The organism is Bradyrhizobium sp. KZN70725 (genome assembly GCF_055264925.1).
This window is the reverse complement of record NZ_JBUYWT010000008.1, coordinates 206,506-217,381: the sequence shown is the minus strand read 5'-3', so window position 1 is coordinate 217,381 and position 10,876 is coordinate 206,506. Positions and strand designations below refer to the sequence as shown.

Below are 10,876 nucleotides of genomic sequence, written 5' to 3'. Positions count from 1 at the left end.
CAATGCGACGCCGCTTGAGCGTCGCGCTCCTCGGCCGCATGCAAAGGTGTCCTTGCTGCATCCGGCTCATCAAAGGGCGCGACCCGCCGATCCACTTATGACACAGTAAGACTAGAGCGGGATGAGCTTACCTAAATCGAGCGGCGGCTCCGCTTCACCTCGCCCCGCGTGCTGCGCGTGCGGGGAGAGGTCGGAACGCATCGTTCGATGCGTTCCGGGTGAGGGGGAGTCTCCGCGAATACAGCTATCACCAGACATATGCGGAGGCAGCCCCTCACCCCAACCCTCTCCCCGTAAGAACGGGGCGAGGGAGCGCAGCGCCGTCGCTGTTCGGCGCAATCTCAGGATGCTCCAGGCCTTGATCGTGCGCGTGCTAGCCGATCGCAATCGCGATCTTGCCGAAATGCGCGCCGCTCGCCATGTGGGCGAACGCTGCCTTGGCCTGGTCGAACGCGAACACCTTGTCAATGACAGGCTTGACGCCGTGCAGGCTGATGCCGTCGCACAGCGCCTGCAGATCCTCGATCGAGCCGACGGTGACGCCTTGCAACCGCTGCTGCTGCATCACCATCAGCGGCAGCCGCGTGTCGGAGGAGGCGGGACCCGCGAGCACGCCGATGAAGGCAATGGTGCCGCCGATCCTGGTGGCGCGGATCGACTCGTTCAGCGTGCCGACGCCGCCGACCTCGACGACGAGATCGACACCGCGTCCGGTGAGCTCGCGCGCCTTCTTGCCCCAATCGGGCGTGGACTTGTAGTTGAGCGTGACATCGGCGCCGAGCTGCTTCAGCCGCGCGATTTTGGCGTCGCTGGAGGATGTCGCGATGACGCGGGCGCCGCACATCTTGGCGAATTGCAGCGCGAACAGCGAGACGCCGCCGGTGCCCTGGGTCAGCACCGTCTGCCCCGGCTTGAGGTCGCCGAGCTTGACCACCGCGCTCCACGCCGTGAGGCCGGCGCATGGCAGTGCCGCGGCCTCGATGTCGTTCAGATGATCCGGCGTGCGCACCAGCGCATGCGCGGGGAAGACCCGGTACTCGGTCAGCACGCCGTCGACGCTGCCGCCGAGCGCCGCGCGCATCCGCGCCTCGCTTGGCTCGCCGGCGAGCCAGCTTTCGAAGAAGCTGCCGATCACGCGATCGCCGGGTGCGAAGCTCTTGACGCCGGCGCCGACCGCCTCGACCACGCCGGCGCCGTCGGAGACCGGCACCAGCGGAAATTTCTGGCGCGAGCCGTAACCGCCCTTGACCGTGAGCAGGTCGCGATAGTTCAGCGTCGCCGCCTTCAGCCGCACCAGGACTTCGCCGGGTCCGGCTTGCGGAACCGGCTTGTCGACCAGCGCCAGCGCGTCGACGCCGCCGGGGCCTTGCAACTCATAGCATCTCACGGAACGTCTCCTGCTCGGTGCTCTTGTGTTGGGCAGCGCTCGCGGCGCTGCCGCGCATGCTCCGAGCATATGTCATGCCTGCCGCGCGTGGCCATAGCGCGCAGTGGGGTTGATGGAATGGCGCTCATGCCCGAACGCGCTGGCGCGCGACCGGGAAATACCGCCAATCTGAGCCGTCAATGAAGTGACCGAGCGGAGGGTGACCATGGCTGCCTTGCTTGAGACGAAGCGAGATCTGATCGGCATGCTCGCACGCGGCGCGGTTCGCGTGCTGCTTGCCGCTGCATGGATCGCTTGCGGTGGTGCGATGGCCGCAGCAGACGACAGCCTCTACCGCGCGCAAACCGTCGTCACCGGCCAGGGCGAGCCGAACCGCATCGTAGGCTTCGGGGCGTGTCTGGAGGACGTCCTGATCAAGGTTTCCGGTCAGCCAATGCTGGCAGGCGACCACCGGCTTGCCGCGTACAAATCGAAGGCCAAGGCGGTCGTCAGCAGTTTCGACTATCACGATCAATATGCCGGCAAGCCGCATCATGACGAGCAGGGCACCCGCGACCGGCCCTACGACCTGACGGTGAATTTCGACGAGAAGAAGATCGACGGCATTCTCGCCAGGCTCGGTCTCAAGCCGTGGCGGTCGCAGCGACCGGTGCTCGGCGTCTTCGCCGAGATGCAGCACGGCCCGAAGGACTACGTCGTCACATCCGACGGGACGCAGTCCGACCTGCAACGCGACGCGCTTGCGGCTGCGGCCGGAAAACGCGGCATGCGCTTCGTGCTGCCCGATACAGCGGCATTGACGAGCGCCAACCTCACCGCTGCCGAACTGTTGAAGACGCCGCCGGCGAAGCTGAGTTCGATCGTCGCGCCGCAAGGCGGCGAGGCCACCCTGCTCGGTCGGCTAGTCTGGGACGACAAGGATCTCGGCTGGGCCACGCAATGGCGGATGGCCTGGCACGACAAGGATTACAAATGGCAGTTTCGCGGCGTCACCTTCGATGAAGCCTTCCGCCGCGGCATCGGCGGCGCCGCGCAGGTGCTGTCGGGCAATGGCGATCCGGGGCGATCGAAATGAGCTTGCGCGCGCAGCGGCTGGATCGCGCTAGAGCCCTTTCCGTTCCGATTGAATCGGAACGGGGCTCTAGATTCTCATTTTGACGCGTTTTCTTCACGCGAACCGGTATCCACTTCGCTCGAAAACGCTCTACCCGGCGTAGCCAAGCGTCTGCGACGGATATTCCCCGAACATCGTGCGGTAATATTGCGAGAAGCGCCCGAGCTCGATGAAGCCCTGTTCGATCGCAACCTTGGAGACGGTGGTCTGGTCCGGGGTGCTTTCGCGCAAGATCGAACGGATCATGCAGAGCCGCTTGTAGCGCAGGAATGTTACCGGGCCGACCCCGAACACCTCGTGGAAGGCGCGGTGCAGGCTGCGTCGCGACAGCCGAAGCTCGGTGCAGATTTCCGAGACATGGACCGGGCGCGTGCCCGCGGCGTGCAGATAGTCCTCGACATGGCGCACCAGGCGCATCGCCGACGGCAGATAGCTCGTTCCGTCGGGCGGCAGCGAGGTCACGACGGTCGCGGTCACGCAGTCGATGATCGCGCGCTTCCAGAAGGCGGCCGACGCGTCCGTCAAGGCGTCCGGATAGCGCGCAAGGTGCGCGACGATCCGTGGCAGTTTGTCCGCCGCGCCCATGCCGATCGTGGGGTCGGCGCGAAAGTGGTTCTTCGCCTGCCAGGTTTCGGCGTCGGCGAGCCGCGGCTCGCCGCCGAATATGTCGGGCAGATCGGCGAGGTCGAAGCGGATGGCCGCGTAGGACGAAGCGCTGTGAAAGACCCCGTCATGCTCGACCGACGGCGGAATCACCAGCACATCGGCCGGCTGCATGTCGAACGCCCAATGCGTGACACGGTCGGTCGCGTTCAGCAGCATCCCGATGATCAGCTTGGGATCGGTCGAGATGCGCTGGGTGCGGACCCCGACATTGAATGCGCCGATGCTGAGCGAAAAATCACCGATCCCGACGTGAGACAATGTGCCGCGCAACTTGCCGCGCTCAAGCTGCATGACATCGACATGCGAGCCTTTGACGGCATCGTAAAGACCCTCGAAGCCGTCAAGCTCGCCGGTGCTAACCGTCAGGTGTTGGCCCATATCCACGTTCACAACTGCAGCGCGATTAATCTACTAAAACCAAATGCTTGAAGTCGGTGCAAGTCGGTACAAAAAGTGTGCCCCGCGACAATGTGCCTAAATTGGTTTGATTCGCATGGCGAGATCGTGATGCGGATTTGCAAACGTGCGGATTTTCGCTTGTTTTTCCGAGAAAGCAATAAGGCCGACCGGATCGGATTGATCGAATTGGAGCATCTTTCGTTAAGCCTGCACGCCTCGGGGTTGAGATTGGCACAAAGTGCACATCACTTGTATAGTGCGTTTCGCTATCGTTTGAACTGACAGCAGAATTCGCTCGTGACAACGTCCAGTGGAACGAGGCACGATGAAGAGCACTGTGCATGCAAGTGTGCACATGGATTGGCAACGGAGGAGAAAGGGAAGAAGACCTGACGGATCAACGCTGCCGAAAAGTGCAGCACAGAAAAATGGAAGGGCGCGACAATGCACTCAGGCACGACGCAATCATGCACGACGTTCGGTCACCGAGATCGTAAGGCTACGATCTTCAACAGGATTTTCCGTTTGGCGCTCGTCGGAGCAGCCGCGATCGTCGCGCAAGCAGGCCCCGCGTCGGCGGTCAGCATCGGCTCTTCCGCTTCACTGCCGATCATCACACAGCAGGAAGGCAGCGGCAACGTTGTGCAGGTGCGCGCTGTCGCGCGCCGGGGCGGCGTTGCCGTCGGACCGCGCGGCGGTGCGGTAGCTTACCGGAGCCGGACGGTGGTGGGGCCGGGCGTTCGCCCCGGCTGGCACGGCGGCCGCACGCGCTGGGTCGGACCGCGGCCGGTAGGTTGGGCGCGGCCCGGCTGGTACGGCTGGCCGGTCGGGGGCGCGGTCGCGGCCGGCGCAGCGATCGGGTTCGTCAGCGCGGCGAGCGCAGCCGCCTGGGCGGGACCGGCACCGGCAGCGGGCATGTGCTGGTACTACACCGACCCGTCTCGAACACAGGGCTTCTGGGACTACTGCTCGCGGTAATGCCCAAAGAGGTGCATCGCCATGTCCCGGGTAGAGATCGCCTCCACTGAACGAGAGCGTGACGACCCCGTCCAGACCGACGACATGGTCTGGATTCCCGGCGGCACGTTCCGCATGGGCTCCGACCATCACTATCCCGAGGAGGCGCCGGCGCATCGCGCCTCGGTCGACGGCTTCTGGATCGACCGCACCCCGGTGACCAACGCTCAATTCCGCGAATTCGTGCGGGAGACCGGGCACATCACGGTCGCCGAGCGACCGCCGGATCCTGCGCAATATCCGGGTGCGCTGCCGCATATGCTCTACGCCGGCTCGCTGGTGTTTCAGCCGCCGCGCCGCGTCACCACCCTGCGCGACTGGAGCCAATGGTGGACCTTGATGAAGGGCGCGAACTGGCGCCGCCCCTACGGCCCGCGCAGCAACATCAACGTGCTCGGCAGCCATCCGGTGGTCCACGTCGCCTATGCCGATGCGCTCGCCTACGCCAAATGGGCCGGCAAGGAGCTTCCGACCGAAGCCGAGTGGGAGTTCGCGGCGCGCGGCGGGCTCGAGGCCGAGGAGTTCGCCTGGGGCAACGCCTTGACGCCCGGCGGCAAGCACATGGCCAATACCTGGCAGGGCAATTTCCCGATTCAGAACCTCTGCGAGGACGGCTTCGACCGGACCTCGCCGGTGACCGCGTTTCCGCCCAATGGCTACGGCGTCCACGACATGATCGGCAATGTCTGGGAGTGGACCGCCGACTGGTGGTCCGCCCGTCATGAGGCCGACGCCGCGAAACCCTGCTGCATCCCGCAGAATCCGCGCGGCGGTCGCGAGGAGGCGAGCTACGACCCCGCCCAGCCCGCGATCAAGATTCCGCGGAAGGTGCTGAAGGGCGGCTCGCATCTCTGTGCCCCGAACTATTGCCGCCGCTATCGCCCCGCCGCACGGCATGCCGAACCGGTCGATACGTCGACCAGCCATGTCGGCTTTCGCTGCGTGGTGCGCCGACCCGATTCTCAACCGTCGCAAAAACCTTTCGACAAGCAAGGAGCGTAAGAATGAGCGATGAGAGCAATATCGTTGCCAGGCAGTCCGGTAGTCGCGGAGGGCTGCTTCGTGGCTTGTTCGCGGCGGCGTTGGTCGCGACAAGCCTGGCGCCATTTGCCGGGTCTCCCGCGTCAGCGCAGCAGCCGAACGCGGCCAAGCCGAATATTCTCGTGATCTTCGGCGACGATGTCGGCCAGTCCAACATCAGCGCCTATACCCGCGGGCTGGTCGGTTACAAAACACCGAACATTGACCGCATTGCCAATGAAGGCATGATCTTCACCGACTATTATGCCGAGAATAGCTGCACCGCCGGCCGCTCCACCTTCATCACCGGACAGGTCTGCCTGCGGACCGGCCTCTGCAAGGTCGGTATTCCGGGAGCACCGGTCGGCTTGCAGAAGGGCGACATAACTATCGCGCAGGCCCTGAAGCCTCTCGGCTACGCCACAGGTCAGTTCGGCAAGAACCATCTCGGCGATCGTGATGAATACCTGCCGACTAATCACGGCTTCGATGAGTTTTTCGGCAATCTTTATCATCTTAACGCCGAAGAAGAGCCCGAGCGGCCATACTGGCCGAAGGACGACGCAGCTTTCGTCAAAGCCTATTCGCCGCGTGGCGTCCTCAAAGCTTCCGCCGACGGCAAGATCGAGGATACCGGCCCGCTTACCAGGAAGCGGATGGAGACAGTCGATGACGAGACTACAGGTGCTGCGATCGATTTCGTCACGCGACAGGCAAAGGCCAACAGGCCGTTCTTTACCTGGATGAACTTCACTCGCATGCACATCTTTACCCACGTTCGTGCTTCGATGCGCGGGCAAAGCGGCATGCCGGGCAATGAATACGCTGACGGCATGGTCGAGATGGACATGAACGTCGGAAAGCTGCTCAAGACGCTCGATGACCTGAAGATCGCAGACAACACGATCGTCGTCTTCAGCACGGACAACGGCCCGAACGCGTTCACCTGGCCGGATGCAGCGACGACGCCCTTCCGGTCGGAGAAGGACACCAATTGGGAAGGCGCGTTCCGTGTGCCGGCGATGATCCGTTGGCCCGGCCACGTCAAGGCAGGCGAGGTTGCCAACGGAATCGTGTCAGGTCTCGACTGGTTCCCGACGCTCCTTGCCGCCGCCGGCGATCCCGGGGTGAAGGATCGCCTGCTCACCGGCTGGCAGCCGCAAGGCGGCTCGACCACCTTCCGCAATCACCTCGACGGGTTCAACCAGCTCGACTACATCACGGGCAAGGCCGACAAGAGCGCACGCAACGAGTTCTACTACTTCAACGACGACGGTGATCTCGTTGCGATGCGAAACGGCGATTGGAAACATACCTTTGAACGGCAGGATCAGCCCGGCCAGTTCGACGTCTGGGCCCACCCGTTCACGCCTTTGCGCGTGCCAAAGATATTCAATCTGCGCATGGATCCGTACGAGCACGCGGAGATATCGGGCAGCATGTACGATCAATGGCGGGTAGAGAACGCGTACATGATCGCTCAGGCACAAATCAAGGCGGCAGCGTTCCTGCAGACCCTTGTTGAATATCCGCCAAGCCAGCGGATTGCGAGCTTCAGCATCGACCAGATTCGTCGTGCGGTCGACAAGAAGGTCGATGAATCGTTCAAGAAGCGTGGTCTCGAATAGTCGCGAGGCCCTGCGAGACAGGCCAGTGGTATCGGCCTGTCTCGCACTGTATCCAAGGGGACAAGCGGATGGATGCTCGATCGAGCATAGGGTCTGCATCGACCGCGACCCGAGCACACCGAAAGAATCTGGACGCCGGCGCGAGCCGGAGGCTCGTCGCAGCGGCGCTGGCGTTCGTCTCGGGTGCCGCCGGCCTGATCTACCAGGTGATCTGGATCAAGCAGCTCTCGCTCGTGGTCGGCGCTGATGTCTACGCCATCACGACCGCCGTGAGCGCCTTCTTTACCGGCCTGGCGTTGGGCGGCCTGATCTTTGGTGGAAGGGCTGACCGCGCCAGCCAGCCGGCGAAACTCTACATCGCGATCGAGATCGGCATCGGCATAACCGGCGTCGCCACCACATTGATCCTGGCGAATATCGCGCCGGTCTTCGTGGCGATCGAGAGCGCGAGCGGCCTGCTCGCATGGGCCATGGTGTTCGTTCTGGTCGGCATCGCCCCGCTTCTGATGGGTGGAACGCTGCCGGTCCTTGTGCGCGCGGTGCTGCAGAATTCCGGCGATGCCGGCCGCGTCGGTGGCCGGCTATACGCCGCCAACACCGCCGGCGCGATTCTTGGCGCTCTGCTGCCGATGTTTGTCCTCATTCCGCTGTTCGGGGTGCAAGGGACCTCGATCGCGGCGGCGACCCTCAATGTCCTCGCGGCGGCGGGGGCAACGGTGCTCGGCCGGATTCCCCTGGCGTCGGCGAGGATCAAGCCTGCCGGCCGCGCGGCGGCGCATCAACCGCGTCGGGTCGGATTGGCCGTCGCCCTCTACGCCGCCGCCGGCGCAATTGCCCTCGGCTATGAGGTCATCTGGTCCCAGTCCATCGTTCAGTTCATGAGTACGCGCAGTTTCGCGTTTTCCGTGGTGCTTGCGACGTACCTCGCGGGACTTGCGGCGGGTGCCGCGATCGTTGCGCGCGTGATCGACCGGATCCGCGATCCCTGGAGTGTCTTTGGCCTTCTGATCGCGGCCGCCGGGTTCCTGGCCTTGATCGAGATCGCGGCACTGGGCCATTGGCTCGTGGTCGCGCAGACGGCGACCGAGGCGTTCGTGCTCCGCCTTACCGAAAACCAGTTCGCCGGCATGTGCGCCCGCTTCGCGGTGGCAGCGTTCTGCATCGTATTCGTGCCGACCTTGCTGCTCGGGGCGGCCTTTCCGGTGGCGCTGCGTCTGGTGGTGCGGGATGCGCACATCGGGCAGGACGTTGGCGCCGTCGTGGCGGTCAATACCCTGGGCGGTGTAGGCGGCGCGCTTCTCACCGGCTTCGTGCTTCTGCCCTGGCTCGGGCTTGTCCACACCCTTGCATTGCTCGCAATCGGCGCCGGCCTGCTGGGTGTCATTGCCTGCTGGGGCGGTCGTTCGAGCCGCACCGGTGTTGGACTGGCAGTCGCGGTCGGCGCGGCCTGCATCGTCGCTGCGGTCGCCACGCCGTCCGACCGATTTGCCCAATTGCTTCCGGCAGCGCGGTCGGGAAAAATCATGTTCTATGAAGAGAGCCCGGGTGGGACGGTTGCGGTGGTCAACACCGGCCGCTTCCGCCGGCTCTATATCCAGGGCGTATCCAATTCCGGCGACGCCATGCCGTCGCTGCGCTACATGCGGCTGCAAGCGCTCCTGCCTCTCATCATTCACAATGGCGAGCCGAAATCAGCCCTGGTGATCGGCTACGGCACGGGCATCACGGCCGGCGCTCTCTCGCAATTCCCTGCTCTCGACAGGAGGGTGGTGGGTGAGCTGCTCCCGGCGGTCCTTCGTGCGGCTCCGATATTCGACGGCACCTTCAACGCCGCGTCCGACCCGGGATTGGAGAAGCGCTTGGGCGACGGCCGTCGCCTCCTGCAGCGCGAGAGCCAGACCTACGACCTGATCACGCTGGAGCCGCCGCCGCCATCGGCGGTGGGCGTCGTCAATCTCTATTCTCGCGATTTTTATCGTCTGGCTTCGTCGCGACTGAACGACGACGGGATTGTCGCGCAGTGGTTGCCGCTGCCAACGCAGAACGACGAGGACACGCGCGCACTGGTTCGCAGCTTCATCGATGTGTTTCCGTACGCGTCTCTGTGGACATCGGAGCTGCATGAAATGTTGCTTGTCGGGTCGCGTCGTCCGATTCAGTTGGATGCGGAGCGCATCAGCGCGAGATTCAATCAGCCCGAGACGTCTGCGGCGCTTTCCGCGGTCGGCGTCAACTCGGTCGCGGCGCTGATCGCAACCTGGATCACCGACCGCGACGGGCTCGTGCGCTACGCGGCGGACGCGCCGGCGGTGACGGACGACAGGCCGCGGATCGAATACGCGACATGGGTTCGTCCGGACGAGTTCAGCCGGACGATTTCGCACATCTGGCAGTACCGTAGCGAACCGCCGCTCAAGGGAGCGGACGAGCAATTCACCGCCTCGCTGCTGAGCGAAAGGCGAGACCTTGATGCGTTCTATCGTGCCGGCCTCAGCGCCTATGCGGGCAACCGGCAGGCTTACGCGCGCGAGATGGCGAGCCTCAGCCAAGCGGCGAGACGGAACCCCTATTACAGGTGGTTTACGGGGTCCAAGGAGCCGTAGTGCAATGTCAGATCACGCCGCAACACAGTTAGCGGCCGCCCCGGCGCGGCGAACTGCCAAGGACTCCGCGGCGCGCGAGGCCGTGCTCGATCTCAAGGCGCGCATCGGCAAGTCGGTGCTCGGGCAGGATCATCTGGTCGAGAGCATGCTGATCGGGTTGCTGGCCAACGGCAACCTTCTGATCGAAAGCCTGCCGGGACTAGCAAAGACGCGGGCGGTGAAGACGCTGGCGAAGAATCTTGCCGCGGACCTGTCGCGCGTGCAGTTCACGCCGGATCTGCTGCCGTCGGACGTGACCGGCGCGGAGATCTACCTGCAGACCGAGAAGGGCGGCCAGTTCCAGTTCCAGAAGGGGCCGATCTTCGCCAACCTCGTGCTCGCGGACGAGATCAACCGCGCGCCGGCCAAGGTGCAGTCGGCGCTGCTGGAAGCGATGGAAGAACGTCAGGTCACCGTTGCCGGCAAGACCTACAAGATGCCAGACCTGTTCATGGTGCTCGCCACCGAGAATCCGATCGAGCAGGAGGGCACCTATCCGCTTCCCGAGGCGCAGCTCGACCGCTTCCTGATGCATGTCGTGATCACCTATCCCGACGAGGCGACCGAAGGCGAGATCATCAAGCTCAATCGCGCCGAGAATGCGCGGAAACCGGAAGCCGGAGCTGCCGAGCCGCCGCCGGTGCCGCAGCAGGCGATCCTCGATGCGCGCGGCGAGCTCGATGGCATTTTCGTCTCCGACCTCGCACAGAAATATATCGTCGACCTGATCTATGCGACGCGGTTTCCCGGCCGCTACGGCGAACCCCTGAGTAAATGGATCCAGATCGGCGCCAGCCCGCGCGGCAGCCTTGCCATCGACCGCTGCGCGCGGGCGCGCGCATGGCTCGACGGGCAGGATTTCGTCACGCCCGACCACATCCGCGCCGTCATCCACGACTGCCTGCGGCACCGGCTGATCCTGAGCTACGAGGCCGTATCGCAGGGCATCAGCCCCGACCAGGTGATCGACAAAATCACCGAGCTTGTCGCTGCAGCGTGAGGG

The 10,876-nt window shown here is 64.3% G+C and carries 8 protein-coding genes; 6 read left to right on the top strand and 2 right to left on the bottom strand.

Annotation, left to right across the window (positions count from 1 at the left end):
* Positions 1 to 373: 373 nt before the first annotated feature.
* Positions 374 to 1,387, bottom strand: a complete 1,014-nt coding sequence (locus ACZBJS_RS10765) for a zinc-dependent alcohol dehydrogenase family protein (RefSeq protein WP_316396280.1) — start codon at positions 1,385 to 1,387, stop codon at positions 374 to 376.
* 205 nt (positions 1,388 to 1,592) lie between these two features.
* On the opposite strand from ACZBJS_RS10765, the gene ACZBJS_RS10760 reads away from it, so the two are divergent.
* A complete protein-coding gene (locus tag ACZBJS_RS10760; protein WP_316396281.1) occupies positions 1,593 to 2,462 on the top strand; it encodes a DUF2066 domain-containing protein in 870 nt (289 codons plus the stop codon).
* A gap of 129 nt (positions 2,463 to 2,591) precedes the next feature.
* On the opposite strand, the gene ACZBJS_RS10755 is transcribed toward ACZBJS_RS10760, so the two are convergent.
* Positions 2,592 to 3,545 carry an AraC family transcriptional regulator gene (locus ACZBJS_RS10755; protein ID WP_253638946.1) on the bottom strand — a complete coding sequence of 318 codons (954 nt, stop codon included), beginning with the start codon at positions 3,543 to 3,545 and terminating at the stop codon, positions 2,592 to 2,594.
* A 546-nt stretch (positions 3,546 to 4,091) separates the two neighbouring features.
* Between ACZBJS_RS10755 and ACZBJS_RS10750 the strand changes: the two genes are divergently transcribed.
* The 5 genes from ACZBJS_RS10750 (at position 4,092) to ACZBJS_RS10730 (ending at position 10,873) form a co-directional block, all read left to right on the top strand.
* Positions 4,092 to 4,544, top strand: a complete 453-nt coding sequence (locus ACZBJS_RS10750) for a hypothetical protein (protein WP_316396282.1) — start codon at positions 4,092 to 4,094, stop codon at positions 4,542 to 4,544.
* Positions 4,545 to 4,565: 21 nt separating this feature from the next.
* On the top strand, positions 4,566 to 5,585 hold the full coding sequence (locus ACZBJS_RS10745; RefSeq protein WP_316396283.1) for a formylglycine-generating enzyme family protein: 1,020 nt from the start codon (positions 4,566 to 4,568) through the stop codon (positions 5,583 to 5,585).
* Between the two features lie 2 nt (positions 5,586 to 5,587).
* Positions 5,588 to 7,231, top strand: coding sequence for an arylsulfatase (locus tag ACZBJS_RS10740; RefSeq protein ID WP_141339640.1), 1,644 nt, complete (start codon positions 5,588 to 5,590; stop codon positions 7,229 to 7,231).
* A gap of 68 nt (positions 7,232 to 7,299) precedes the next feature.
* The gene (locus ACZBJS_RS10735) at positions 7,300 to 9,834 is read left to right on the top strand and encodes a fused MFS/spermidine synthase (protein WP_316396284.1); all 2,535 of its coding nucleotides are present in this window, start codon (positions 7,300 to 7,302) and stop codon (positions 9,832 to 9,834) included.
* Between the two features lie 4 nt (positions 9,835 to 9,838).
* A complete protein-coding gene (locus ACZBJS_RS10730; RefSeq protein ID WP_245311888.1) occupies positions 9,839 to 10,873 on the top strand; it encodes an AAA family ATPase in 1,035 nt (344 codons plus the stop codon).
* Positions 10,874 to 10,876 lie beyond the last annotated feature (3 nt).

Excerpts from the sequence above, each read along its gene's own strand:
- ACZBJS_RS10755 (WP_253638946.1), bottom strand. The coding sequence starts at position 3,545 with ATGGGCCAACACCTGACGGTTAGCACCGGCGAGCTTGACGGCTTCGAG.
- ACZBJS_RS10760 (WP_316396281.1), top strand. The coding sequence starts at position 1,593 with ATGGCTGCCTTGCTTGAGACGAAGCGAGATCTGATCGGCATGCTCGCA.
- ACZBJS_RS10730 (WP_245311888.1), top strand. The coding sequence starts at position 9,839 with ATGTCAGATCACGCCGCAACACAGTTAGCGGCCGCCCCGGCGCGGCGA.
- ACZBJS_RS10745 (WP_316396283.1), top strand. The coding sequence starts at position 4,566 with ATGTCCCGGGTAGAGATCGCCTCCACTGAACGAGAGCGTGACGACCCC.
- ACZBJS_RS10740 (WP_141339640.1), top strand. The coding sequence starts at position 5,588 with ATGAGCGATGAGAGCAATATCGTTGCCAGGCAGTCCGGTAGTCGCGGA.
- ACZBJS_RS10735 (WP_316396284.1), top strand. The coding sequence starts at position 7,300 with ATGGATGCTCGATCGAGCATAGGGTCTGCATCGACCGCGACCCGAGCA.